The sequence below is a fragment of the Kaistia sp. 32K genome (genome assembly GCF_016629525.1).
Lineage (GTDB): Bacteria > Pseudomonadota > Alphaproteobacteria > Rhizobiales > Kaistiaceae > Kaistia.
Window position 1 is genome coordinate 2,025,248 of sequence record NZ_AP024269.1, and the last position, 25,134, is coordinate 2,050,381.

26 protein-coding genes are annotated in these 25,134 nt (G+C 66.6%); 9 read left to right on the forward strand and 17 right to left on the reverse strand.

What is annotated here, in order from left to right:
- Positions 1 to 28 precede the first annotated feature (28 nt).
- The 9 genes from K32_RS09120 to K32_RS09160 all read right to left on the reverse strand — a co-directional run bounded on the left by K32_RS09120 (position 29) and on the right by K32_RS09160 (position 8,855).
- Positions 29 to 310, reverse strand: a complete 282-nt coding sequence (locus K32_RS09120; RefSeq protein ID WP_201403707.1) for a hypothetical protein — start codon at positions 308 to 310, stop codon at positions 29 to 31.
- A gap of 167 nt (positions 311 to 477) precedes the next feature.
- The gene (glp, locus tag K32_RS09125; protein ID WP_201403708.1) at positions 478 to 1,692 is read right to left on the reverse strand and encodes a gephyrin-like molybdotransferase Glp; all 1,215 of its coding nucleotides are present in this window, start codon (positions 1,690 to 1,692) and stop codon (positions 478 to 480) included.
- Positions 1,692 to 2,171, reverse strand: coding sequence for a cyclic pyranopterin monophosphate synthase MoaC (gene moaC / locus K32_RS09130; RefSeq protein ID WP_201403709.1), 480 nt, complete (start codon positions 2,169 to 2,171; stop codon positions 1,692 to 1,694). Before moaC ends, glp begins: the two co-directional genes overlap by 1 nt.
- The gene (locus tag K32_RS09135; protein WP_201403710.1) at positions 2,171 to 2,686 is read right to left on the reverse strand and encodes a GNAT family N-acetyltransferase; all 516 of its coding nucleotides are present in this window, start codon (positions 2,684 to 2,686) and stop codon (positions 2,171 to 2,173) included. The genes moaC and K32_RS09135 overlap by 1 nt, the downstream gene beginning before the upstream one ends.
- A 2-nt stretch (positions 2,687 to 2,688) precedes the next feature.
- Positions 2,689 to 3,489, reverse strand: coding sequence for an indole-3-glycerol phosphate synthase TrpC (gene trpC, locus K32_RS09140; RefSeq protein WP_201403711.1), 801 nt, complete (start codon positions 3,487 to 3,489; stop codon positions 2,689 to 2,691).
- A 4-nt stretch (positions 3,490 to 3,493) separates the two neighbouring features.
- Positions 3,494 to 4,507, reverse strand: a complete 1,014-nt coding sequence (trpD, locus tag K32_RS09145) for an anthranilate phosphoribosyltransferase (protein WP_201403712.1) — start codon at positions 4,505 to 4,507, stop codon at positions 3,494 to 3,496.
- Positions 4,508 to 4,519: 12 nt separating this feature from the next.
- Positions 4,520 to 5,131 (reverse strand): aminodeoxychorismate/anthranilate synthase component II, encoded by a 612-nt coding sequence (locus tag K32_RS09150; protein WP_201403713.1) that lies wholly within the window; start codon positions 5,129 to 5,131, stop codon positions 4,520 to 4,522.
- Positions 5,132 to 5,155: 24 nt separating this feature from the next.
- Positions 5,156 to 6,670 carry an anthranilate synthase component I gene (gene trpE, locus K32_RS09155; RefSeq protein ID WP_201403714.1) on the reverse strand — a complete coding sequence of 505 codons (1,515 nt, stop codon included), beginning with the start codon at positions 6,668 to 6,670 and terminating at the stop codon, positions 5,156 to 5,158.
- 298 nt (positions 6,671 to 6,968) lie between these two features.
- Positions 6,969 to 8,855, reverse strand: a complete 1,887-nt coding sequence (locus K32_RS09160; protein ID WP_201403715.1) for a SurA N-terminal domain-containing protein — start codon at positions 8,853 to 8,855, stop codon at positions 6,969 to 6,971.
- Between the two features lie 247 nt (positions 8,856 to 9,102).
- On the opposite strand from K32_RS09160, the gene tpiA reads away from it, so the two are divergent.
- The 5 genes from tpiA (at position 9,103) to K32_RS09185 (ending at position 14,489) form a co-directional block, all read left to right on the forward strand.
- The gene (gene tpiA / locus K32_RS09165; RefSeq protein WP_201403716.1) at positions 9,103 to 9,864 is read left to right on the forward strand and encodes a triose-phosphate isomerase; all 762 of its coding nucleotides are present in this window, start codon (positions 9,103 to 9,105) and stop codon (positions 9,862 to 9,864) included.
- Positions 9,865 to 9,983: 119 nt separating this feature from the next.
- Positions 9,984 to 10,430: a preprotein translocase subunit SecG gene (gene secG / locus K32_RS09170; RefSeq protein ID WP_201403717.1), complete on the forward strand. Its 447-nt coding sequence runs from the start codon at positions 9,984 to 9,986 to the stop codon at positions 10,428 to 10,430.
- Positions 10,431 to 10,592: 162 nt separating this feature from the next.
- Positions 10,593 to 12,221, forward strand: a complete 1,629-nt coding sequence (locus K32_RS09175; protein ID WP_201403718.1) for a CTP synthase — start codon at positions 10,593 to 10,595, stop codon at positions 12,219 to 12,221.
- A 243-nt stretch (positions 12,222 to 12,464) separates the two neighbouring features.
- Complete coding sequence (gene kdsA, locus K32_RS09180; protein WP_201404430.1) at positions 12,465 to 13,298, forward strand: 3-deoxy-8-phosphooctulonate synthase; 834 nt, start codon at positions 12,465 to 12,467, stop codon at positions 13,296 to 13,298.
- 93 nt (positions 13,299 to 13,391) lie between these two features.
- A complete protein-coding gene (locus K32_RS09185) occupies positions 13,392 to 14,489 on the forward strand; it encodes a hypothetical protein (RefSeq protein WP_201403719.1) in 1,098 nt (365 codons plus the stop codon).
- Between the two features lie 183 nt (positions 14,490 to 14,672).
- On the opposite strand, the gene queF is transcribed toward K32_RS09185, so the two are convergent.
- Both queF and K32_RS09195 read right to left on the reverse strand, forming a co-directional pair.
- Positions 14,673 to 15,125, reverse strand: coding sequence for a preQ(1) synthase (gene queF / locus K32_RS09190; RefSeq protein WP_201403720.1), 453 nt, complete (start codon positions 15,123 to 15,125; stop codon positions 14,673 to 14,675).
- Positions 15,126 to 15,136: 11 nt separating this feature from the next.
- Positions 15,137 to 16,111 carry a hypothetical protein gene (locus tag K32_RS09195; protein WP_201403721.1) on the reverse strand — a complete coding sequence of 325 codons (975 nt, stop codon included), beginning with the start codon at positions 16,109 to 16,111 and terminating at the stop codon, positions 15,137 to 15,139.
- A 200-nt stretch (positions 16,112 to 16,311) separates the two neighbouring features.
- Here K32_RS09195 and eno point away from each other — a divergent pair, with 200 nt between their 5' ends.
- From eno to K32_RS25020, 3 genes are all read left to right on the forward strand, one after another.
- Positions 16,312 to 17,589: a phosphopyruvate hydratase gene (gene eno, locus K32_RS09200; protein ID WP_201403722.1), complete on the forward strand. Its 1,278-nt coding sequence runs from the start codon at positions 16,312 to 16,314 to the stop codon at positions 17,587 to 17,589.
- 78 nt (positions 17,590 to 17,667) lie between these two features.
- Entirely contained in the window at positions 17,668 to 17,895 is a 228-nt protein-coding gene (locus K32_RS09205; protein WP_201403723.1) for a hypothetical protein, read from the forward strand.
- Positions 17,892 to 18,017 (forward strand): hypothetical protein, encoded by a 126-nt coding sequence (locus tag K32_RS25020; RefSeq protein ID WP_256434786.1) that lies wholly within the window; start codon positions 17,892 to 17,894, stop codon positions 18,015 to 18,017. Before K32_RS09205 ends, K32_RS25020 begins: the two co-directional genes overlap by 4 nt.
- A 103-nt stretch (positions 18,018 to 18,120) precedes the next feature.
- Here K32_RS25020 and aguA read toward each other — a convergent pair whose 3' ends face one another.
- Entirely contained in the window at positions 18,121 to 19,224 is a 1,104-nt protein-coding gene (gene aguA, locus K32_RS09210) for an agmatine deiminase (protein WP_201403724.1), read from the reverse strand.
- 106 nt (positions 19,225 to 19,330) lie between these two features.
- Here aguA and K32_RS09215 point away from each other — a divergent pair, with 106 nt between their 5' ends.
- Positions 19,331 to 20,038 carry an HAD family hydrolase gene (locus K32_RS09215; protein ID WP_201403725.1) on the forward strand — a complete coding sequence of 236 codons (708 nt, stop codon included), beginning with the start codon at positions 19,331 to 19,333 and terminating at the stop codon, positions 20,036 to 20,038.
- On the opposite strand, the gene K32_RS09220 is transcribed toward K32_RS09215, so the two are convergent.
- From K32_RS09220 to K32_RS09240, 5 genes are all read right to left on the reverse strand, one after another.
- Positions 20,035 to 20,970: a homocysteine S-methyltransferase family protein gene (locus K32_RS09220; RefSeq protein ID WP_201403726.1), complete on the reverse strand. Its 936-nt coding sequence runs from the start codon at positions 20,968 to 20,970 to the stop codon at positions 20,035 to 20,037. The genes K32_RS09215 and K32_RS09220 overlap by 4 nt on opposite strands.
- Before the next feature lie 49 nt (positions 20,971 to 21,019).
- Entirely contained in the window at positions 21,020 to 21,907 is an 888-nt protein-coding gene (locus K32_RS09225) for an amino acid ABC transporter permease (RefSeq protein WP_201403727.1), read from the reverse strand.
- Complete coding sequence (locus tag K32_RS09230) at positions 21,897 to 22,718, reverse strand: transporter substrate-binding domain-containing protein (RefSeq protein WP_201403728.1); 822 nt, start codon at positions 22,716 to 22,718, stop codon at positions 21,897 to 21,899. The genes K32_RS09225 and K32_RS09230 overlap by 11 nt, the downstream gene beginning before the upstream one ends.
- 293 nt (positions 22,719 to 23,011) lie before the next feature.
- Positions 23,012 to 23,902 (reverse strand): N-carbamoylputrescine amidase, encoded by an 891-nt coding sequence (gene aguB / locus K32_RS09235; protein WP_201403729.1) that lies wholly within the window; start codon positions 23,900 to 23,902, stop codon positions 23,012 to 23,014.
- Positions 23,903 to 23,905: 3 nt separating this feature from the next.
- Positions 23,906 to 25,093 carry a serine hydrolase gene (locus tag K32_RS09240; protein WP_201403730.1) on the reverse strand — a complete coding sequence of 396 codons (1,188 nt, stop codon included), beginning with the start codon at positions 25,091 to 25,093 and terminating at the stop codon, positions 23,906 to 23,908.
- Positions 25,094 to 25,134 lie beyond the last annotated feature (41 nt).

Genomic DNA, 25,134 nt, shown 5'->3' on the forward strand with positions numbered 1-25,134 from the left:
AACGAAAGGCTACCGGAACGGTGCGCCGTTAACGCGAGCTGTGAACCTTGGTGACGCCCCAGAGCCGCCAGCGCCGACGCGGCGGCAGGGTCGCTTCCTTGGGCTCCGGGGACGGACCGCCCGGCGGCGCGCGCAGGCGGCAGAGGTCCGAGACGAGGTCGTCATAGCGCGAGAGCTCGGAGCAGTTCATGCGCGAGAGCATCATGGCGCCCGCGGCGAAGCTCGATCCGAATTCAAGCGTGCGCGTACCCAGAGATGGCTTGGCGAGGGACGGCTTGGCAACCGCCGGCCTGGCAACCGACTTGACCATGGAACACCTCCCCACGGCTCGTTGCGCTCTGGGGTAACGGTTGTCACCGGGCGCGGTTCCTTAGCCGAGGATTTTGACGGCCGCATCTTAGATCAGAATTTAAGCTTGTGAAGATTGAGTCTTGCGTTTGCGATGAAAATTTAGGCTGATTTTTGCCGAATCGGCGTTTAGGGCAGGCGGAGGATGCGGCAGGGGGCGCTTTCCGGCTCGGCGGCGGCAAAAGGAGGCCGGACGATCAGGCAGATCGCCTGGGCGAAGGTCGACAGCATCGAGCTGTCCTGACGTGGTAGCGGCGTCGCAATCCGTCGACCGTCGGGGAGGTCGACGAGGCTGGCGCGGACATAGTCCTGCCGCCGGTCATTCTCGCGGACCGGCCCGCCGAGCTCGGCTGCCTCGGTCTCGTCGACGAGCTCCAGCCCGAGCAGCCGCTGGATCAGCGGCTTCAGGAACAAGAGGCCGCAGACGAGGCTGGAAACGGGATTGCCCGGCAGCCCGAGCACGCGCATCGCGCCGATCCGGCCGAACATAAGCGGCTTGCCGGGGCGCATGGCGATCTTCCAGAAGTCGAGCTCCATGCCGCGTCCGACCAGAACCTCGCGAACGATGTCATGCTCGCCGACCGAGGCGCCGCCGAGCGTCACCAGAATGTCTGCGCCGCTGGCGGCCGCCCGATCGATGGCGGCGGCAAGCGCTGCGCGGTCGTCCGGGACGATTCCGAGATCGAGCACCGCACCGCCCAGCGTTTCGACGAGGCCGGCGATCCCAAAACTGTTCGAGGCGACGATCTGGTTGGGGCCGATCGGCGATCCCGGCGGCACCAGCTCGTCGCCGGTGGCGATGATGGCGACAAGCGGCTTGGCCCGGACTGCGACATGGCCGTGGTTGAGGGCGGCGGCGAGCGACAATTGCCGCATGCCGAGCCGCGTGCCGGCCGCGAGCATCGGCTGGCCGGCGACGAAATCGAGGCCCTTCGCCCGGATGTGCTGCTGAGGCTTGACGGTCTCCGTCGCGCGGATCCGGCCGTCGCTCTCGACGACCGTGTCCTCCTGCAGGAGGATCGCGTCGGCGCCCGCCGGGACCGGCGCGCCGGTGAAGATGCGCACGGTCTGGTTTTCGCCGACGACGCCGCCATAGGCATGTCCCGCCGGCGCCGCGCCGATCAGCGTCAGCGTGGTCGGGAGGCTCGCGACATCGACCGACCGGACGGCATATCCGTCCATGGCCGAGACGTCGACGGGCGGCTGGGTGCGGAGCGCGGCCAGCGGCGCTGCGAGGATGCGGTTGAGCGCGCCGGCGAGCGGCACGTCCTCCGACACGGTCGGCTCGACGCCCTGGACGACGCGGAGAATGGCGTCCTCGACCGGGAGAAGCTTGTCGGCCATCAGTCGGCCCGCCAGTCGCCGGAACGGCCGCCGGTCTTCTCAAGGAGCCGGATCTCGCCGATCGTCATGCCGCGATCGACGCCCTTCGCCATGTCGTAGATGGTGAGGCAGGCGACGGAGACGGCCGTCAGCGCCTCCATCTCGACGCCGGTGCGCTCGGCCACCTTGGTGGTAGCGCGGATGCGGAGGCCCGGCAGCTCCACATCGAATTCGACGTCGATCGTCACCTTCGACAGCATGATCGGGTGGCAGAGCGGGATCAGCTCATGCGTCTTCTTCGCCGCCATGATGCCGGCGATCCGCGCCGTGGCGATGACGTCGCCCTTGGCCGCCGTGCCGGAGCGGATCAGCTCCAGCGTCGCGGCCTGCATGCGCACGACGCCCTCCGCCACGGCGGTGCGCGTTGTGACGTCCTTCTCCGAGACATCCACCATGTGGGCGGCGCCGGTTTCGTCGAGATGGGTGAGGCGAGGGGACATCAGAGGATCTCCTTGCGCATGAAGAGGCGCCGTTCGATCGGCAGGCCGGAGAGCCGCTCCGCCGCGTGCAGCAGGTGGAAGGCCGGCGTCCAGTCGATCGTCTCGACCTCGACGAAGCCAAGTCGTTCATAGAACGGCCGGTTCCATGGCACGTCGCGGAAGGTGGCGAGCGTCAGCGCGTGGATGCCGCTTTCGCGGGCGGCCTGTTCGGCCGCGGCGACGAGGCTGCGGCCGATGCCCTGCCCGCCGAAGGGCGTGGCGACCGAAACCTCGTAGATGTGGAGGGCATGATCGAGCCGACCCGCCAGCACGAAGCCGATCGGCGCATCCTCGCTATCGACGGCGCAGAAGGCGACGCCGTGGGCAAGAATGGCGGCGATGAACGCCTCGCTCGTCGGCTCGTTGTCGGCGATCGCCTTGAGGCCGACCGAGCGAAAGCGCTGGCCCGCATCGCGCTCGACGGCACGGAGCGCCGGCGCATCGTCCGGCCGTACGGGGCGGATCGCGGCGTTCACGCTCAGGCCGTGGCGCGGCCGAGAAGATGCGCGGTCGCAGCCGCGACCTCCTCCTGCCGCATCAGACTTTCGCCGACGAGATAGGTGTCGATCCGCACATTCCGCAGCCGCGCGATGTCGGCCGGGGTGAAGATGCCGCTCTCGCCGACCAGGATCCGGTCGTCGGGCACAAGCGCCGCCAGCCGCTCGGAAGTCTCGAGCGAGACCTCGAAGGTGCGCAGGTTGCGGTTGTTGATGCCGACCAGCGGCGACTTCAGCTTCAGCGCGCGCTCGAGCTCCGCCTCGTCATGCACCTCGATCAGCACGTCCATGCCGAGCTCGAAGGCGGTATCTTCCAGCGACACGGCGACGTCGTCGGAGACGCCGGCCATGATGATCAGGATGCAGTCGGCGCCCCAGGCGCGCGCCTCGTAGACCTGGTAGTCCTCGTAGAGGAAGTCCTTGCGCAACGCCGGCAGGTCGACGGCCTCGCGGGCGGCGACCAGATAGTCGGGCGAGCCCTGGAAATAGGGCGTGTCGGTCAGCACGGAGAGGCAGGCGGCGCCGCCGGCCTTATAGGCGCGAGCCAGCGCCGGCGGGTCGAAATCCGGGCGGATCAGCCCCTTCGACGGGCTGGCCTTCTTGATCTCGGCGATCAGCGCCGGCTCATTCGCCGCGAGCTTGCGGCGGATGGCGTCGACGAAGCCGCGCGCCGGCACGACGTCCCTGGCGCGGGCGATGATCTCGGCCTCTGGCACCCTGGCCTTCGCCGCCGCGATCTCCTCGCGCTTGGTCGCTTCGATCTTCTTCAGGATATCGGTCATCACTCTATCCGTTCGTGATCGCGACGAGGCGATCGAGGCGTTCATGCGCGCGGCCTTCGTCGATCGAGGCGGCGGCGAGCGCGACGCCCTCGGCCAGCGTCTCAGCCCGGCCAGCGACGATCAGTGCCGCGCCGGCGTTCATCAGCACGGTGTCGCGATAGGCGCCGCGCTCGCCTTCGAGCAGGGCGCGCAGCGCGGCCGCGTTGTACTGGGCATCGCCGCCGCGGATCGCGTCAACTGGCGAGACGGGCAGGCCGACCGAGACCGGATCAATGGAAAACGTCTCGATCCGCCCGTTCCTCAGCGCCGCGACCTTGGTCTGCCCGGCGGTGGTGATCTCGTCGACGCCACCGGCGCCATGGACGATCCACGCGCTTTCCGAGCCGAGCGCCGCCAGCACCTTGGCGATCGGCTCGACCCATTCTTCCGAATAGACGCCGATCAGCTGGCGCTTGACGCCGCCGGGATTGGAGAGCGGTCCGAGCAGGTTGAAGATCGTCCGGGTGCCCAGCTCGACGCGGGCAGGGCCGACATGCTTCATCGCCGAATGATGCATCGGCGCGAACATGAAGCCAATGCCGACGTCGCGAATCGATCGGCCGATCGCCTCCGGCGAGATGTCGACATTGACGCCGAGCGCCGCCAGCACGTCGGCGGCGCCGGATTTCGACGAGACGGCGCGGTTGCCATGCTTGGCGACGGGGACGCCCGCGCCCGCCACGACGAAGGCCGAGGCGGTCGAGATGTTGTAGGTGTGGGCGCCGTCACCGCCCGTGCCGACGATGTCGATGGCATCGGCGGGCGCGTCCACCGGCAGCATCTTGGAGCGCATCGTCGCGACCGCGCCGGCGATCTCGTCGACGGTCTCGCCGCGCACGCGCAGCGCCATCAGGAAGCCGCCGATCTGGGCCGGCGTCGCCGACCCCGACATGATCACGTCGAAGGCTGATTCCGCCTCGGCCCGCTCCAGCGACTTGCCGGAGGCGACCTTGGCGATGTGGGATTTCAGGTCACTCATGCTGCCTCCGCCTCACGCGACCGACCGGGGAGTGCGATTCCTCGCATTCCATTCGGCCGCGAGGTCGAGGAAGTTTTTCAGCATCAGGTGCCCATGCTCGGAGGCGATGCTCTCCGGGTGGAACTGCACGCCGTGCATCGGCAGGGTCTTGTGCATGGCGCCCATGACGACGCCATCTTCCGATTCCGCCGTGATCTCCAGCACCGCCGGCATGGTCTCGCGCTTCACCGTCAGCGAGTGGTAGCGCGTTGCCTTGAACGGGCCGTTGATGCCGCGGAAAACGCTCTTGCCGGTATGGTTGATGGTCGAGATCTTGCCGTGCATCTGGCTTGGCGCGCGGATGACGTCGCCGCCCATCGCCTGGCCGATGGCCTGGTGGCCGAGGCAGACGCCGAAGATCGGAATGGTGTCGCCGACGCGCTCGATCAGGTCGAGGCAGATGCCCGCCTCGTTCGGCGTGCAGGGGCCCGGCGAAAGCACGATTCCCTCCGGATCGAGGGCGATGACCTCCTCGACCGTGATCTTGTCGTTGCGCTTGATGATCAGCTTGGCGCCAAGCTCCCCCAGATAATGGACGAGATTGTAGGTGAAGCTGTCGTAGTTATCGATGACGAGAAAGGCCATGATCCTGCGTCCCCTCTGCTTCGTCTACTGCCCGCGCCCAGCCTGAGAAGCGAACTTTACCGCTTCCTCGGCTGCACGGAAGAGCGCACGCGCCTTGGCGATGCATTCCTGGTGCTCGCTCTCCGGCACACTGTCGGCGACGATGCCGGCGCCGGCCTGCGCATACATCTTGCCGTCCTTGACGATCGAGGTGCGCAGCACGATGCAGGTGTCCATCGCGCCATCGGCCGAGAAGTAGCCGACGCAGCCGGCATAGATGCCGCGCTTCTCGCCTTCGAGCTCGTCGATGATCTCCATCGCGCGCACCTTCGGCGCGCCGGAAACCGTGCCGGCCGGGAAGCCGGCCGCGAGCGCGTCCAGCATATCGTATTCAGATGACAGCCGGCCGATGACGTTCGAGACGATATGCATCACCTGACTGTAGTACTCGAGGAAGAACTTGTCGGTGACCTTCACCGTGCCGATTTCGGCGACGCGGCCGACATCGTTGCGGCCGAGGTCGAGCAGCATGAGGTGCTCCGCCAGTTCCTTCGGATCGGCCAGGAGTTCAGCGGCCAGCGCCTTGTCCTCGTCGGGCGTCGCGCCCCGGCGGCGGGTGCCGGCGATCGGACGGATCGTCACCTCGCCATCCCTAACGCGAACCAGGATCTCCGGGCTGGAGCCGGCAACGGCGAAGTCGCCGAAATCCAGGAAATAGAGGAAGGGCGACGGGTTCGTCCGGCGCAGCGCCCGGTAGAGCGCGAAGGGCGGCAGGCTGAACGGCGCCTCGAAGCGCTGCGACAGCACGACCTGGAAGATGTCGCCGGCTGCGATGTATTCCTTCGCCTTGGCGACCATCTCCAGATAGCGCGCATGCGTGGTGTTGGAGACGACGGGCACGGCGAGGTCGATGTCGTCGGGGTAGGGGCTGCGGTGCAGCGGGCCTTCGAGCGTATCGACCACCGCCGTCAGCCGCTCGACGGCGCGGGCATGGGCCTGGGCCGCGGTGACGCCGGCCGCCGGACGCACCGGGGTCACCAGCGTGATCTCGTCCTTGATCGAATCGAACACCACCATGACCGTCGGACGCAGCATGATCGCGTCGGGAACGCCGAGCGCGTCCGGGTTCGGCGCGCCGAGTTCTTCCATCTGGCGGACCATGTCGTAGCCGAGATAGCCGAAGATGCCCGCTGACATCGGGGGCAGGCTCTCCGGCAGATCGATGTGCGATTCGGCGATGACGCGGCGCAGCGCGTCGAGCGAGCGCCCTTCCAGCGGCGCGAAGGCGTCGGGATCGTGCGCGGGCGTCCGGTTCAGTTCGGCGCGGTCGCCGAAGGCGCGGAAGATCAGGTCGGGCTCGATGCCGATCATCGAATAGCGGCCGCGCACGGCGCCGCCTTCGACCGATTCGAGCAGGAACGTCTTCGACCGTCCGGCCGAGAGCTTCAGCATGGCGGAGACCGGGGTCTCCAAATCGGCAACCATTCGGGTCCAGACGACCTGCGCGCGCCCTTCATCATAGGCAGGCGCAATCGTCTCCAGCGACGGCTCGATCAACATGGTTTCAGTCCATCAAGTTGGGAAGGCTCCTGGAGCCTTGCGTGGCAGCGCGACGCGGTCGCGGCTATGGCGTGTTCATCATCTTCCCGGCCGAGCCGGGATCGATGGTCAACGCCATCGCCAGGTCTGCGTGCGCCGCCAGCATGCCGCCCGCTGTCCATCGCCCGTGGACGGCCACCAGCCGGCCCCGCGCGGGGCCGGGATGCCGTCGAATGCGACCGGGACGAGGCGCGCGTGGCGCGCCTGTCCTTCTCGCAGATCGGGTGAATGGCGTGGCGACATGGTATCCAACCAACCCTTAGATGGCGCTGATGATCTGCTGCAGCGCGGTCTGGTTGACCGTCGCGCCCAGCTGACGCTGCAGCTCGGACACGTATTGCTGCAGAAGGTCGTTCTGCATGGAGTCGGCAAGCTGCTGGGTCAGCGGATTGCTGTCGTCCTTGGCGGGAGTGTACGGGGTCTCGACCACATCCGCTACCTGCAGAACGATCTGCTCGCCGTCCTGCGCGCCCGGCGCCACGTCCGACGATCCCTTCGGACCGGCAAAGGCGGCCTTGAGGGCTTCGACCGAGAGGCCTTCGCCCGGCTGCGAGGCGCGGGTCTGCTTGTCGCGCGTGGCGACCGTCAGGCCGAGCGAGCTGGCAATTGCGTCCAGCGTCTCACCCTTGCCGAGACGGTCCTGGGCGTCCTTCGCCTTGGCGAGGAGCTTGTCGGCCGTGCTCTGCTTCTTCCAGGCCTCGATGACCTTCTCGCGGACCTCGTCGAGCGGACGGTCATGCGACGGGTTGATGTCGGCGATGGCGTACCAGACATAGCCGTCCTCGGTCGGGACCGCCGAATTGTCGATGCCGATGTCGCTCTCGAAAGCGGCCTTCAGCAGCTCCGCCTGGGCCGGGATGTCGGCCACGGCGTTGCCCTGCGGGTCCTTGCCCTGCTGGTCGACGGTGATCTTCTTCACCGTCAGCTTATTGTTGGCGGCGATTTCCTCGAACGAGGCGCCACCGGCGCGAGCGTCCTCGATCGAATCGCGCAGCACGTTGACGTCGGACCGGGCGTTGCCGAGCGCGAGCGTCTTCTTGAGCTCGCCCTTGACCTCGTCGAACGGCTTGACCGATTCCGGCACGACGTCGGTGACCCGCACGACGACCGGGCCGAAGCTGCCCTTGACCACGTCGCTGGTGCCGTTCGGCGCGAGCGAGAAGGCGGCCTCGGCGACGGCCGGATCGATCAGCTTGTCGCGAGTCAGCACGCCGAGGTCGACGTCGGCGAGCTTCTTGCCGGTGCTTTCCAGCACGGCATTGAAGTCTTCGCCGGCCTTGAGCCGATCGGCGGCAGCCTGCGCCGTGCTCTCGTCGGCGAAGACGACCTGGAAGACGTGGCGCGTCTCGGGCGTCGAGAAGCTGGCCTTCTCGGCCTCATAGGCCTTCTTGGCGTCCTCGTCGCTGACGTCCTCGGGACGCGCGACTTCGGCGGCGCCGAGCTTGATGAAGCTGATGGTGCGGGCTTCCGGGGCGCGCCACTCCGCCTTGTTGTCATTGTAGTAGGCGGTGAGCTCGTCGGCATTCGGCGCCGGGATCTCGCCGACCACCGAGGACGGCAGCACGATGAAGCGGATGTCGCGCTGCTCGGTCTGGTACTCGTGCAGCGCCTTGGAGAACGCATTCGGAGCGGTGGCGCCGCCGGAGATCGACTCGGCGATCTGCTGGCGCTTCTCTTCCGCGCGGCGCTGGACGACATAGGCGTCCTCGGTCATGCCGTTGTTGCGCAGCAGCGAAACGAAATAGTTGCGGTCGAACGTGCCGCCCGCGCCCTTGAAGGCCGGGTCGTCCGCGATCTCACGGATCAGCATGTCCTTGGAGACGCCGATATGCAGGCTGTTGGCCTGGTCGTCGAGGGCTGCCTCCGTCACCAGACGTCCCAGCACCTGGTTCGGAATGCCGAGCATCTTGGCCTGGTCGGGCGTGACCTGCTGGCCGAGGCGCTGGCTCATCGCCTGCAGTTCGCGGCGGTAGGCGCGATCGAAATTGACCGTGGAAATGTCCGTGCTGCCGACGCGGGCGACGGAATGATTGCCGACTCCGGTGAAGACATCGGCGATGCCCCAGACGGCGAAGCTCAGCACGAGCAGGCCGAGTAAGATCTGCGCCACCCAGCCGGCGGCGTATTTGCGCATCGTATTGAGCATCGACGTCCTCTAACGCGCGGGGACTTTTCCGGCCCCGCTTCGGGCGCGCGATCATAGAAAGGACCCCTCGCCGGGGCAAGGCGCAGCGCGTCAACAACGACAACGGGCTGTGCGATTGTGATTCGCGCGAGGGTTGGGTGGGGGATTCGCGGTCGTCCGGGCTGCCCCGATATGATCTGCCGGCTTGACTTGTCGGCCTCCTGCGGCTGCAAAGGAGGCAATCACAAACCAGAGTTCAGGAAACGCCATGACCGACGCCAAGCCGAAACCGTTCATCGCCGGCAACTGGAAGATGAACGGCCTGAAAGCCTCGGCGGGGGAGCTGGTGCAGGTCATGGCAGGCTACGCTCCGGCGCTGCGTGCGAAGGTGGATCTCGCGATCTGCCCGCCGGCGACGCAGCTGATTCCCTTTGCGCTGGCGGCGCTCGGCAGCCGCGTCGCGATCGGCGCGCAGGATTGCCACGCCAAGGCGAGCGGCGCGCATACCGGCGATCTCTCGGCCGAGATGATCGCCGACACCGGCGCCAGCCACGTCATCGTCGGCCATTCCGAGCGCCGGACGGATCATGCCGAGACAGATGCGATCGTCCGCGCCAAGGCCGAGGCCGCCTGGCGGGCCGGCCTCGTCGCCATCCTCTGCATCGGCGAGACGGAAGCCGAGCGGCGCGGCGGCACGACGCTTTCCGTCGTCGACACGCAGCTCGAGGGTTCGGTGCCCGACGGCGCGTCCGCGGCCAATCTCGTCATTGCCTATGAGCCGGTCTGGGCGATCGGCACCGGCCTGGTTCCGTCGAACGAGGACATCGCCGAGGTGCATGCGCATATCCGCCAGCGCCTCGTCGCCCGCTTCGGCGCGGAAGGCGAGGGGATGCGCATTCTCTACGGCGGCTCGGTAAAGCCTTCCAACGCCGGCGAAATTCTGAGGATCGAGAATGTCGACGGCGCGCTCGTCGGCGGCGCCAGCCTCAAGGCGGCAGACTTTCTCGGTATCGCCGCGGCCTATGCATGATGCCGCGTTTGGCTTGTTTCCGGTTCTTCGCTCTCCATATCAGGGGCGCGGCACTGGAAACGGCGAAACCGATCGTGTACAAGGCCGCCAGCTTTTTTGAATTCTGATCAGAGACATCGATGCAGACAGTCATCATCGTGATCCACCTGATGGTGGTCGTCGCGCTCGTCGCCGTTGTTTTGCTGCAGCGCTCCGAAGGCGGAGCTCTGGGTATCGGCGGCGGCGGCGGATTCATGTCGGCGCGTGGTTCGGCCAACGTCCTGACCCGCACGACGGCAATCCTCGCGGCGATCTTCTTCATCACCTCGATGGGGCTGACCCTCCTGACGCGGTACGGCGAGCGGCCGTCCTCGATCCTCGATCAGATCCAGAGCCAGTCCTCGCCGTCGGCGCCGGCCGGCACGGGTCAGGGCATCCTGGATCAGCTGCCCGGCCAGAAGCCGCCGGCAGGCGGCGCGGCTCCTGCCGCTCCGGCAGCGGCTCCCGCCGCGCCGGCAGGCGAGACGGCTCCGGCAACCCCGGCACCGGCTGCCCCTGCGGCTCCCTCGGTTCCGAGCTCGCAGTAACCGCGCGCTCAAGCCTTTCTCCATTCGCGTCGCCGCGCGGTTCCGTGCGGCGACGTTTTATTTGGAGAGGGGCAATTGCTGAATGTGGGCGTGGCCGTCAATTTGTGCGGCGGCCAGCTCTTGTCGAAACGAATCGGTCGATCGAAACTGAGGTAGAGGCCCATGGCGCGGTACATTTTCATCACCGGCGGTGTGGTTTCCTCGCTTGGCAAGGGCATCGCCTCGGCGGCGCTCGGAGCAATGCTCCAGTCGCGAGGCTACAAGGTCCGTCTGAGGAAGCTCGATCCCTATCTGAACGTCGATCCGGGCACGATGAGCCCGTATCAGCACGGCGAGGTGTTCGTCACCGACGACGGCGCCGAGACGGATCTGGATCTCGGACACTATGAGCGCTTCACCGGGCGCCCGGCCTCGAAGGCCGATTCGGTGACCACCGGCAAGATTTACCAGGAGATCATCGCCAAGGAGCGCCGCGGCGATTATCTCGGCGGTACGGTGCAGGTCATTCCGCACGTCACCGACGCCATCAAGGCCTTCGTGCTCTCCGGCAATGACGATGTCGATTTCGTGCTCTGCGAGATCGGCGGCACGGTCGGCGACATCGAGGCGATGCCGTTCCTGGAGGCGATCCGCCAGCTCGGCAACGATCTGCCGCGCGGCAATGTCGTCTACATCCACCTGACGCTGATGCCCTACATCCCGAGCGCGGGCGAGCTGAAGACCAAGCCGACCCAGCATTCGGTGAAGGAACTGCGCTCGATCGGCATCCAGCCGGACATCCTGCTCTGCCGCAGCGACCGCCCGATTCCGAAGGAAGAGCGCCGTAAGCTGTCGCTGTTCTGCAATGTGCGCGAATCCGCCGTCATCCAGGCGCTCGACGTCGCGCATATCTATGACGTCCCGACCAGCTATCACGCCGAGGGCCTCGACGACGAAGTGTTGGCCGCGTTCGGCATCACCGACGCCGCGCCGCCCGTCCTCGACAAGTGGAAGGCGCTGACCAGCAAGCTGCGCGCCCCCGAGGGCGAGGTGACGATCGCCGTGGTCGGCAAGTATACCGGCCTCAAGGACGCCTATAAGTCGCTGATCGAGGCGCTCCAGCACGGCGGCATCGCCAACACGGTCAAGGTCAACATCGACTGGATCGAGAGCGAGATCTTCGAGAAGGAAGATCCGGCGCCCTATCTGGAGCGGGTCAACGGCATCCTCGTGCCGGGCGGCTTCGGCGAGCGCGGCTCGGAAGGCAAGATCAAGGCGGCCGGCTTCGCGCGCCGCCACAACGTGCCGTATTTCGGCATCTGCTTCGGCATGCAGATGGCTGTGATCGAGGCGGCCCGCAATCTCGCCGGCATCGAGAAGGCGAGCTCCACCGAGTTCGGCCCGGCCGAGGAGCCGGTGGTCGGCCTGATGACCGAATGGCTGAAGGGCAACATGCTCGAGAAGCGCCATTCGACCGGCGATCTCGGCGGCACGATGCGCCTCGGCGCCTATGAAGGCCATCTGGAGCCGGGCTCGAAGATCGCCGAGATCTACGGCACGACGACGATCTCCGAGCGTCATCGCCACCGCTACGAAGTCAATATCGACTACAAGGATCGTCTGGAGAGCTGCGGCATGCGCTTCGCCGGCATGTCGCCGGATGGCGTCCTGCCGGAGACGGTCGAGCTTCCGGACCATCCGTGGTTCATCGGCGTGCAGTATCACCCCGAGCTGAAGTCGCGGCCGCTCGATCCGCATCCGCTGTTCGCGTCGTTCATCGCCGCGGCGATCGAGAAGGCGCGCCTCGTCTGAGGCCATACGATCCGGCGGAAGCCGCCGGATCGTCACCCCCACCGTGGCTCAAGCCTCGTAACGCCCGGCCACATATCTTTACGCTGGGGAATCGAGGCTCCTTCGAAAATGTCCTCAAACCGCCGCAGTCTGCTGCGGTGAGTGGTGCGCCTGGACGTGTTGTGGCCGGCGAGGGTCGCTTCGCCGCCGATGACGTTGTAAGGGACTGGCCACGCTTCGATTGACTCCAAGGCACGGTGAATGATGACGACTGCCCCCAATGCGCATGTCTCGGTCGGCAACGCGACGTTCGGCAACGACCTGCCGCTGACGCTGATCGCCGGACCCTGCCAGCTCGAGAGCCGGCAGCATGCCTTCGACATGGCTGGCCGGCTGAAGGAGATGACCAGCGCGCTGGGCATGGGGCTCGTCTACAAGTCCTCGTTCGACAAGGCGAACCGCACCAGCCTCTCCGGCAAGCGCGGCGCCGGGCTCGACGCGGCGCTCCCGATTTTCGCCGATCTGAAGAAGGAATTCGGCCTGCCGATCCTGACCGACATCCACGAGCGCGAGCAGTGCGCGATCGTGGCGGAAGTGGTCGACATCCTGCAGATCCCGGCCTTCCTCTCGCGCCAGACCGACCTTCTGGTCGCGGCTGCCGAGACGGGCAGGACGATCAACGTCAAGAAGGGCCAGTTTCTCGCCCCCTGGGATATGAAGAACGTCCTGACCAAGCTGGTCGGCAGCGGCAATCCCAACATTCTTCTGACCGAGCGCGGCGCCAGCTTCGGCTACAACACGCTCGTCTCCGACATGCGCTCGCTGCCGATCATGGCCGCCATGGGCGCCCCGGTGATCTTCGACGCCACCCATTCCGTGCAGCAGCCGGGCGGGCAGGGCGAGTCTTCCGGCGGCCAGCGCGAATTCGTGGCCGTTCTGGCGCGCGCCGCCGTCGCCGTCGGTGTCGCCGGCGTCTTCATCGAGACGCATCAGGATCCCGACAACGCGCCGTCGGACGGCCCGAACATGATCCAGATCGACGAATTGCCGGCCCTGCTCGAGCGGCTTTCGGCCTTCGACAGGCTTGCAAAGGGGTAGGCAGACGCGGTCTGTCGCCATAGACAGTGACTTGTGGGATGATGTGAAACAATCGCAGGGGCCAACCTGCGTCCGTTGAGAAGAAGCCTCGCGATGGACCCGAACGAACTCGTCGTTATTCTCGACCGGGCAATTGCAAACCTTCCCGATCCCTCGGTCGAGGGGCGTCGACGCGTTTACGAGCGCGTCGAGAAGACAATCCGCTCCACCTGCACGTCGGAAGACGGCAAGCTGGATCCGGAGCGCTATACGGCGCTCCGCCGCGATCTCGGCACCGCGATCGCGATGATCGAGAAGCGGACCCGGATCGCCGCCCGCCAGAATATTCATCCGCACACCGAGGCGGCTCCGGCGCCCCCGCCACCGCCGCCACCCGCGGCGGAGGAGCCCGCCGAGCCGTCCGAGGACGCTCCCGAGGACGCGACATCGCCGCCCTGGCTGAAGCGGATCGGCATCGGCGCGGCGGGTCTCGCCGTCGCCCTCGGCGCGCTGATCGCCGTCTTGCCGGGAGGCCCGCTGAGCGGCCTCATCGGTGGAGGCGGCAGCAGCAGCCAGGTCGCCGCGCCGCCGCCGCCGCAAACGCCGCAGGTGGAGAAGCCGGATCCCTTCGCCGGCGCTCCGGAACCCGCCAAGCCGGCCGAGCCGGCTGCAGCCGCTCCCGCCGATGGCGATCTCGCCGCCTTCGCCCCGGTGCCGTCGCAGCCGGGCGTTCCGCGCGTTACCGACGTCAAGGTCGCCATCCTGAACGGCGCGTCCGCCTGGCGTGTCGAGCCGCTCACCGGCTTCGACGAGCAGGCCGCCCGGCCGCCGGTCATGGCGATCGCGCAGGACCGGCAGTCGCCGCTGATGGTCTCCTTCTATTGCGACACGCCGGAGCTGCTGGTTTTCCGCATCGCCTATGGTTCCGACCCGGCGACGCTGAAACAGGAAATCGCCGCGCGCGGTCAGCTGGACGGTGTGCTGCGGCAGAAGATCCAGGTGAAGACCGATCGCAGCGAAGGGTTCGCCGGCGATTTCCTGGCGCTGACGGAGCATAGCTGGGGCATTCGGCTGGCGCCGGAAAATGTCGATACGCTGCGCGCCGGCAAGGAGATCGAGGTCACCATTGGCGACTCGGTCGCCGGCACGGTCTCGCTGAGCGGCGCGACGCCGGCAATCGAAGAGGCACTCGCGAGCAGTTCCTGCACGTGATGCGCGGCGGCGCGAGCCGCGCCGCGCCCCTTAACCTCTCCCATGGGGAGAGGTCGGAGCGAAGCTCCGGGTGAGGGGGTAGGGAACCATCCGGTTAGGGCTCAACCCCTCACCCGCCGGCCTTCGGCCGTCGACCTCTCCCTCTGGGAGAGGTGAAGCGAGCGCCCCCCGGACGACCGACCTCTACCCGCGGCCGCGATAGGTTGCGACGCCCTGGTCCGGCAGCCAGACATGGGCCGGCACCGGGCCGCTCTGCCAGAACACGTCGATCGGGATGCCGCCGCGCGGATACCAGTAGCCGCCGATCCGCAGCCAGTGCGGATCGAGCAGGTCGACCAGCCGCTTGGCGATGTCGATCGTGCAGCCTTCGTGGAAGGCACCGTGATTGCGGAAGGCGTGCAGGTAGAGCTTCAGCGACTTCGATTCGACCAGCCAGTCCTTCGGCACATAGTCGATGACGAGATGCGCGAAATCCGGCTGCCCGGTGACCGGGCAGAGCGAGGTGAATTCCGGCGCGGTGAAGCGGGCGACATAGAGCGTATCCGGATGCGGATTGGGGACGCGGTCCAGCTCCGCCTGTTCCGGGCTCTCGGCGATGCCGACGCTGCGCCCCAGCTGCAATTCATGCTCGGTCATGGTTCTCTTCCTTAGCGTGGCTCCAGCAGCGTTCTCGTTTCGCGGTTGAAACGCCAGGCCGAGAAGCCGTTCAGTTCGGTGCCGCCCCACCAGCGCCGGATACCGTTGGTCGAAATCTGGTCCTGCGCGCCGGAGAGGATATCTTCGCCCATATCCGTCAGCGTCAGCGGCGCGGTCACGTATTCGGCATGCACTTCCGAATCGGCGTGCGAATAGGGCGCGTGCACGCCGGTGATCAGCGGGAAGTCGCAGAAGGCGAGCGAATCGATCACGGCGTAGAACGGCCACGTGCCCATGAAGGGCGCCTCTTCCGCCTCGCGGGCCTGATGGAACAGGGCCGCCGGCGACAGTTCGTCCATGCCGATCGCGTCGAGCAGGCGCATTTCCGTGCGGTTGAGGCCTGTGCCCGGCTGGGGCAGTTCCTCGAGAAAGCGGCCGAGCGCGGCCTGCAGGAAGGGAAAGCCCTTGATCGGCTTGCCGGCCCGCTTTGCGATCGCCTGCGGCGTCGGCGCCGTCAGTTCGCCCCAGACCGTCACCGCCATATTGAGCAGCGCCGGGCTCACGCGGACGCCGTCGATGGCGAAACGCATGACGGTATCCGGCCGCTCCAGCGCGAAGAAGCTGTCCGCCTGGACGATGACGATGCCCTGCGAGCGCTCTTCTCTGGCGAAGAAATCGAGCACCTGAAGCAATTGAAGCTGGTCGTAGAGATCGTGCTCGAACCAGAGCTCGATGCGATCGAACTCGGCATGGCGGCGCATCACCGCGTCGCGCTCGGCGAAGGTGGCGGCGACCGTTCCGGGGTCGAACTTGAACACCAAGGCGAGATGCTCGGCGCGGACCGCGGAGAAGGCCTCCAGCGTGTCGAGCGCCGGGAGCGGACCATCATGCAGCGCGTCGCGCCAGGGCAGGATGGTCGCGCGGCTGCCGGCGGCGGCGAGGAGGTCGGCGGTCTGGTCGCCGTCGGTGATGAGGAGCGTCGTCATGCCGCCTTCATCTTCCGATGCAAGACGGAAGGCAACAGGAAGCGGGCAAACTTGGCGGCGTCCCGGACGAATTGGCCGGCACCGTGTCGCTCCCGCACCCGGCGCCTGTCATTGTTTGTCGCCGATCCTCTTCCGCCTTCCATCTCGGCAGGCTAGAAGCTGCCAGAGTTGAGCCGAACCGTCCGAACAAGGAATTCCGCATGACCGCGATCATCGATATCACCGCCCGCCAGATCCTCGACAGCCGTGGCAACCCGACGGTCGAGGTCGACGTCCTGCTGGAGGACGGTTCGCTTGGCCGCGCCGCGGTTCCGTCGGGCGCCTCGACGGGCGCGCATGAGGCCGTCGAGCTCCGCGACGGCGACAAGTCCAAGTATCAGGGCAAGGGCGTCCTGAAGGCGGTCGAGGCCGTCAACGGCGAGATCTTCGACGCGATTGGCGGCATGGACGCCGAAGACCAGGCGATGATCGACGGCACGATGATCGATCTCGACGGCACGCCGAACAAGGCTCGCCTCGGCGCCAACGCCATCCTCGGCGTCTCGCTCGCGCTGGCCAAGGCCGCGGCGGAAGCGGCCGGCCAGCCGCTCTATCGTTATGTCGGCGGCGTCAACGCCAAGGTCCTGCCGGTGCCGATGATGAACATCATCAATGGCGGCGCGCATGCCGACAATCCGATCGACTTCCAGGAATTCATGATCCTGCCCGTCGGCGCGCCGACGTTTGCCGAATCCGTCCGCTGGGGCTCCGAGGTCTTCCACACGCTGAAGAAGGCGCTGAAGGACGCGGGCCACAACACGAATGTCGGCGATGAAGGCGGCTTCGCGCCCAACCTGCCGTCGGCGACCGCCGCCCTCGACTTCGTCGCCAAGGCGATCGAGAAGGCCGGTTACCGCCTCGGCGAGGACATCTATCTCGGCCTCGACTGCGCCGCGACGGAGTTCTTCAAGGACGGCAAGTACAACTACGAAGGCGAAGGCGTCGTCCGCACCATCGACGAGCAGGTCGCCTACCTCGCCGATCTCGCCTCGAAGTTCCCGATCATCTCGATCGAGGACGGCATGAGCGAGGACGACTGGGCCGGCTGGAAGAGCCTGACCGACGCCATCGGCAACAAGGTGCAGCTGGTCGGCGACGATCTCTTCGTCACCAACACCAAGCGCCTGTCGCAGGGCATCAAGACCGGCACGGCCAACTCGATCCTGGTCAAGGTCAACCAGATCGGCTCGCTCACCGAGACCCTCGACGCCGTCTCGATGGCGCATCGCGCCGGCTACACGGCGGTGATGTCGCACCGTTCGGGCGAGACCGAGGATTCGACCATCGCCGACCTCGCGGTCGCCACCAACTGCGGTCAGATCAAGACGGGTTCGCTCGCCCGTTCCGACCGGACCGCCAAGTACAACCAGCTCATCCGCATCGAGGAGCAGCTGGGCGTGCAGGCGGAATACGCCGGCCGCAGCATTCTGAAGGGCTGATTTCGGCTCCGGCATGCGGTCGCGACCTCAGGTTGCGATCGCATGGACAAGCTCGCATGAGCGCGGCATGCTGCGCTCATGAAGACCGTGCACAACGAACGCACAAAGCTCTTGGCGACGGCGCTGAACAATCTGGGCGTCGCCATTTGGGCAACCGCCGTTCTCACCCCGACGGCGAGCTTGCTCTATGGCACGGGCAACGCCACCATTGGAGCTTGGTGGCTCGGTATCGCTGCTATTTGGTTTCTGCTGGGCGTAGCACTACATTTGTTGGCGAGAGCCATTCTGGGAAGGTTGCTGGAATGACCGCCATTCAACTGTATATGCTGATCGTACCCTTTGTGTTGCTGGGTATTGCGCTGCTCGCATACTGGATCAGCGGTATCTATGACGATCCGCGACGCCACCGCCATCACCCGGGCGAATAGCTTCGAGCATTTCATCGTTTCGTGGAAACGACGAAACGCTCTAACTATGTGTTTGGTCGCGTTTTCTTGAAGCGAACCGGTCCCCACTTCGCTCGAAAACGCTCTAGCCCCCAGTTCCCACCGGTTGCTGCTGCGTGATGCAGTGGATGTTGCCGCCGCCGAGAAGGATTTCGCGCGCCTCGATACCGACGATGCGGCGATCCGGATGCAGGGAGGCGAGGATTTCCATCGCGGCCGCGTCCGTCTTCGGATCGAGCAGCGGCATGACCACCAGGCCATTCGCGATGTAGTAGTTGGCGTAAGACGCGGCGAGGCGGGCGCCGCCGCGCCGCTCGGCGCTGCCTTCGGAAACGTCGATGCCGGCCGCCTCGGAATCGGTCATGTAGAGCGGTCCCGGCATCGGCAGCTTGACGATCTCAAGCTTTCGCCCGCGCGCGTCGGTCGCTTTCGCCAGCCGGTCATGGGCATCGTGCGAGATCGCATATTGCGGATCCTCGGGATCCTCGCACCAGGTCAGCGCCACGACGCCCGGCCGCGCGAAGCAGGCGAGGTTGTCGATATGGCCGTTGGTCTCGTCGTGGAACAGTCCGGGGCCCAGCCAGATCGTCTTCTCCACGCCGAGCCGGCCGGCGAGATGCTCCTCGATCTCGCTGCGATCGAGATAGGGATTGCGGTTGGGATTGAGCAGGCATTCTTCGGTTGTCAGCAGGCTGCCTTCGCCGTCGACATGGATGGCGCCGCCTTCCAGGATGAACGGCGCGCGGTAACGCGGCGCGCCCTCGACCTCGAGGATCTTGGCGGCGACGCGGTCGTCCTGGTCCCAGGGCGAATAAAGGCCGCCGGCAAAACCGCCCCAGGCATTGAAGCGCCAGTCATTGCCGCGCAGCCGGCCGTCCGCGCTCACGACGAAGCTCGGCCCCGTATCGCGGCACCAGGCGTCGTTGGTCGTCGTCTCGACGAGGCGGATATGCGCCGGAAGGCGCTGGCGGGCGTTCTCCCACTGGCCGGCCGAGACCAGCATCGTCACCGGCTCCGCCTCGGCGATCGCAGTTGCGACCGCCGCGAAGGCTTGCTGCGCCGGCTTGGCGCCGAGCCGCCAGTTGTCGGGCCGCTCCGGCCAGATCATCCAGGTGCCGGCATGCGGCTCCCATTCGGCCGGCATGCGGAAACCGTCGTCGCGGGGAAGGCCTTCGAGCGTCGCAGACATGATTCTCGTTCGTTGTCGTCGGATGGGCCATCCGACAGAAGCGGGAATGAACGGGCGATGCAAGCGTGCTAAGGGACCTTGTCACGGACATCAAACGGAACCAGACATGCAGCTTCGCGCGCTCCTGTTCGACAAGGACGGGACTTTCCTCGATTTCGCCAAGACCTGGGACGCCGCCACCGGATCGGTCATCGCGGCGCTCACCGAAGGCGACGAAGCCGCCGCGCGGCGGCTGGCCGAGATCGTCGGCTATGATCTCGAAGCGTCGATCCTGATGCCGACATCGGCCTTCGTCGGCGGTTCCGTCAGCGAACTGGCCGAGCTGTGGGCCGTGGCGCTCGGCCTGCCGGCGGATGATGCCAGCTTCCTGAACCGCCTGCGCGAGCTGTTCCACGAGGCGACGCTGCATGCGGCGACGCCGATTGGCGAGCCGGGCCGGATCTTCGCGGCGCTGCGCTCGGACGGCTACCAGCTCGGCGTCATCACCAATGATTCGGAGATCGGGGCCAAGGCGCAATGCGAGCGCCTCGGCCTCTCGCAGTGGTTCGAGGCCATCATCGGCTATGATTCAGGCCATGGCCGCAAGCCGGAGGCGGGGCAGATCGTCGCCTTCATGGAGCGCTTCGGCTACCAGCCCGGCGAGACGGCCCTGATCGGCGACACGCTGCACGACATGCATGCCGCGCGCGCCGCGGGCGTTCTCGGCATCGGTGTCGAGAGCGGCTTCATGTCAGCCGAGCAACTGGCTCCCCATGCTGATTATGTCATCAGCGATATCAGCCAGTTGCAGGGTCTTCTTCAGACGATGAACTAGCTCCTGGCAGGTTCGGAGCGGGCCGGATCGAGATGATGCCGGATCTCGGCGATGTGCTCCGGGCCGATGCCGCAGCAGCCGCCGACGATCGAGGCGCCGGCGTCGATCCAGCGCTCGGCCCAGACGAGATAGCGCGCCGGCGTGACGTCGGCGCGGATATCGGAGATGCCGGCATAGGGCTCGTCGCTCTCCTCCTCGGCGGCGAAGGCGTTGGCATAGACGCCGATCGTCACGTCGGCGCGGCCGGCCGCGTCCAGCGTGGCGCGCGCCTCGCGGATCGCGGCCTCCATCACTTCCGGCTGGCTGCAGTTGAAGAGGATCGACACCGCGCCGGCGTCGACCGCCTTGCGCACGCCCTCGGTGACGGTCTCGCCGGAACGGAGCTCCGGCGGTCCGGTGCGCCCTGCCTCGTCCTTCAGCGTGTAGGAAACCCAGATCGGCTTCGGATGGTCGGCAAGCGCCGAGATCGCCGCGAGCGCCTCGACGGTCGAGCTCTGGGTCTCGATCAGCCAGAGGTCGACATGCGGCGCGAGGCCCTCGACCAGGACGCGGAGGATTTCCGGCGCGCGGGCGGCGTCGAAGCGCTCCGGCCGGTAGGATTCGAACACCGGTGGCAGCGAGCCGGCGACCTTGACCGGCCGTCCCGCCTGATCCGCCGCCGCGCGGGCGACCCGGCCGGCGAGATCGGAAAGCCGGAGGCCGTCCGTCTCGAAGCGCGCCGGGCCGATCTGGTGCGGCTTGATCGCATAGGTATTGGTCGTCACGATCTCGGCGCCGCTCTCGATGAACTGCTCGTGCGCGCGCTGCACCAGATGCGGCGCCTCGATCAGCGCCAGCGCCGACCATTCCGGCAGCTTGAAGGGGGCGCCGATGCGCTCGAGCTGCCGGCCCATGCCGCCGTCGAGCAGGGTGACGTGTTCATGCGTCGTCATGATGGATCGTCCTTGTCAGTGCAGGATCCGCCGCGGCCGAGGCCGCCGGTCAGGATCGATGTGCGTTGGCCCTGGCGCCGGGATAGCCGCGCCCGAAACGGCGCTCGAGCTTGGCCTGGCAGAACTCGAGGATGATCGACATCATCCAGTAGATCGCCGCCGCCGTGGTCAGCATTTCCATGTATTTGTAGGTAGAGCGTCCGTAGGACTGGGCGAGGAAGTTCAGTTCCCAGACGCCCATCAGCGATACCAGCGCCGAATCCTTCAGCATCGAGACGACCTGTGCGCCGGCCGGCGGAATGATGAAGCGCAGCGCCTGCGGCGCGATCACCTTCCAGGCGATCCGCCAGCGCGGCAGGCCGAGCGACATCGCCGCTTCCCATTGCCCGGCGGGAACCGAGCGGACGCCGCTTCGCACGATCTCGGCATTGTAGGCGCCATAGTTCAGCGACAGCGCCAGGATGCCGGAGGTGAGGGGGCCGAGGATGATGCCGATCTGCGGCAACGCTAGGTAGATCAGCAGCACCTGGATCAGGAGCGGCGTGCCGCGAAACAGCGAGCCATAGAACGTCGCCAGGCCGAAGAAGAACGGGTTGGACGACATCCGCCCCATCGCCGTGACGAGGCCGAGCATGCCGGCGAAGCCGACGGCGCTCGCCGTGACGAACAGCGTCATGGCGGCGCCCTGGATCATGCCGGAGGGCGTCAGCCGGATGCCCAGCATGAAGGGAAGCCGCTCCGCGATGGCGCCGCCATCGAGGCCGAACTGCACGAAACCGACGATCAGGATGACGAAAAGCCCGGTCCAGACCAGGCCGACCTTGACGCCGAAAAGGCGGTCGCCGGTGAGCCGGGTCGGGATCGCGGACGCAAACGACCCCAGGGCGAGCCTTAGGCTGCGCCGCTGGGGAAGGTCGCTTCTCAGCTCAAATGTCATTGCGCGTGATGTCGGTGCCGAGCCATTTCTCCGAGATGGCCTTCAGCGTGCCGTCGGCCCGCAGCGCCTCGATGGTCTCGACCACCTTGGCGTTCCATTCGGCGTCGCCCTTGTCGACGGCGATCCAGTTCGGCTCGCCGAACAGGGGCTCGCCGACGATCTTCAGCGGTGCGCCGGCGTCGATGAGGCCCTTGGCGGTGGCGATGTTGGCGACGATCGCGTCCAGCCGGACGCCCGGGCCAAGCGCCAGGTTCTGGAAGTTGACCGTCTCGTTCGACGGCACCTTGATCGGGTCGTTGAAGGGGAAGGCGATCGTCTTCTCGCCCGGAATGGTGATGGTCTTGTCGAGATAGGCCTCGTAGCTCGAGCCCGAGCCGACGCCGACCTGCTTGCCGGAGATGTCGGCGACCGATTTGATCGCCGTCTCGTCCTTGTGGACGATGAGAACGGCGGGCGAGCTGTAATACTGGACGATAAAATCGAGAACGGTGGCGCGGTCCGTCGTCGGCGTGATCGAGCAGATGCAGACATCCCAGCGCTTGGCCCAGCGACCGGCGGTGATCACCTCCCAGCCCGGCACCGAATTGACGACCTTGACGCCGAGCTTGTCGCCGACGGCCTGCGCCACGTCGATGTCGAAGCCGGCGAGCTGGTTGTCCTTGTCGATGAAGGTGAAGGGCGGATAGTTGTCGACGACGACGTTGTTCAGCACCTTGGTGGACAGCACCCGGTCGAGGGTTTCGCCGGCCTGCGCCAAACCGGGCGCGAGCAAAAGGGCCGCCGCAAAAGCGAGCGCGGGACGCAATCTCATTTCTTTGGACTCCAGAGCGACCGAAAAGGTCACGGTTCAATATGGACCTGTGCCCGGAGCAAGTTTCAAGAAAACATCGGTCGTTCGTTCAATGCGGAACGACGAATGCTTTCGGCCCGAAATACAGGATAGAAACATCCCGTACTTCGGAGCGCCTGATCTGACCCGGGCATCAATATTCTGCGTAAAATATCGCCTGCCGGTGCCTATTAGGGAAGCAACGTCATGCCAATTCGACGTGACGGAGCGGAATACGGTCCCGCGTAGCCGCGCCGCGACGATGGTGCGAGGGCTCAGCGCCCGGGTGCGCGGGGATCGCGGCCGTCGAGCGTCGTCAGCGCGCCATAGAGGTCAGGACGCCGGTCGCGGAACACGCCCCAGGAGCGGCGCTGATGCGCGATGGCGTCGAGGTCGAAGGTCGCCGTCAGGATCGTCTCGCTGCTGCGGTCGGCCTCGGCCAGCTTCGCGCCGGTCGGATCGGCGATGAAGGACGAGCCGTAGAAGGTGATCTCGGTGCCGTTCAGGCCGCGCTCGGTGCCGATCCGGTTGGAGGCGACGAGCGGCATCAGGTTGGCGCCGGCATGGCCCTGCATGACGCGCTGCCAATGCGCGGCGGAATCGAGCGTGGGATCCTGCGGCTCCGAGCCGATAGCCGTCGGATAGAACAGGATCTCGGCGCCCGCGAGCGCCATGGCCCGCGCGCTCTCCGGGAACCACTGGTCCCAGCAGATGCCGACGCCGATCTTGCCGAAGCGCGTCGGCCAGACGCGGAAGCCGGTGTCACCGGGCGAGAAATAGAACTTTTCCGTATAGCCGGGGCCGTCCGGAATATGGCTCTTGCGATAATTGCCGAGCACGCTGCCATCGGCATCGACGATGGCGATGCTGTTGTAGGCGGTCTGGCCGGCGCGCTCAAAATAGCTGACGGGAAGGACAACGCCGAGCTCGGCTGCGAGCGCCGCGAAATGGGCGATCAGCGGGTTGCCGTCAAAGGGCTGCGCCAGGTTGAAATGGTCGTGGAACTGGTCCTGGCAGAAATAGGGAGTCTCGAACAGCTCCTGGATCAGGATGATCTCGGCGCCCCGCGCCGTTGCCTCGCGGATCAGCCGCTCGGCGCGGGCGATGTTGCCGGCGCGGTCCCAGTCGCATTCCATCTGCGTCGCGGCGACGGTCACCTGGCGCATGGCTTATTCCCCTTCGGCGAGGCGATTGAGGATGCCCGTATAGGGCGCGAACAGTTTTTGCTCGTCGAGCGCCACATCATCGTTCCAGCTTGCGACGACGCAATGAACGCGGCCGTCGGTCCCGACGACCCGGGTGGAAAGGTTGATGACGCCGAACTCCGAGCCGCCCTTGTAGGCGAAGGACTTCCATTGCCCGCGATCGGCGACGCCCGGATTGATGCCAACGCTGGGCAAATCGGCCGTCTGTTCGAGCAACTGGCAGAGCTCGCGCGCGGAAAAGAACCACTCGATCGAATGGGTGGCTTCCGGGCTGAGCTCGGCGATAGCGGGGAGGGGCGCGTCCGCGATCTCGGCGAGGATGGCGCGCCGGGCGGCCGTGTCGCCCTCGGCCCAGGCGGTTCGTAGCGGCGCATTCTTCAGGGTCTTGAGCGTGAACAGCTCGCGCGTGGTCAGGAAGGGGGCATTGGTCGGCGTGACGGTCTCGACGGCGTCCCGGCCGACGATGCGGACGAGCGCGTCGGTCGCCGTGTTGTCGCTGATCGAGATCATCAGATTGGCGAGCGTCGCGATCGTCAGCGGCGTGCCGTCAGGCCAATCCTGCAACTGGCCGGAGGGCAACGACTTCCAGGCGGGATCGAGCGGCACGACCAGGTCCCAGCTCAGCCGCCCGGCCGTCACGGCATCGCGCAGCGCCACCAGGATGGCGAGTTTCGCCGCCGAGCCTATTGCGAGGGGCTGATCTGCGTCCTGGGCGACGATGTCCTCGCCGTCGCTGACGACGAGCAGCGCGCTCTTGCCGGGTAGCGCCTCGATTTCCGCGGCCAGCGTCTCGATCGTGCCGAGCCTCTCCGCCGGGCCGAACCAGAGGCCGTTGATCCGTCCGTTCGCGTCGAGCGAGATCGCCGCCGGCATGCTCGCTTCCGCGAAGCGCAGGCGGAAGCCGTTGCTGGCGCGCTCGATCCCCTGCAGCGGCCCGTGCTCCTTCCGCACGCCGGCCAGGATCCGTTCGACCTCGGCGAAGGGAACGGCGGACAGGAAGGCGGCGTCGAAACGGTCCGGCGTCGACCCGCCCTCGCTCAACAGGGCCTGCAGCGTCGCTTCCGGTGTCATCGTCTCGGCCCTCACGGGTATGGCGGTGAACAGGATTGCGGCGAGCGCGGCCGCCGTCGCGAAACGTTGGATCGCAGGCACTGGCCCCTCCGTCTGTGCGCCGCTTCTTTGCGACGCCCGAT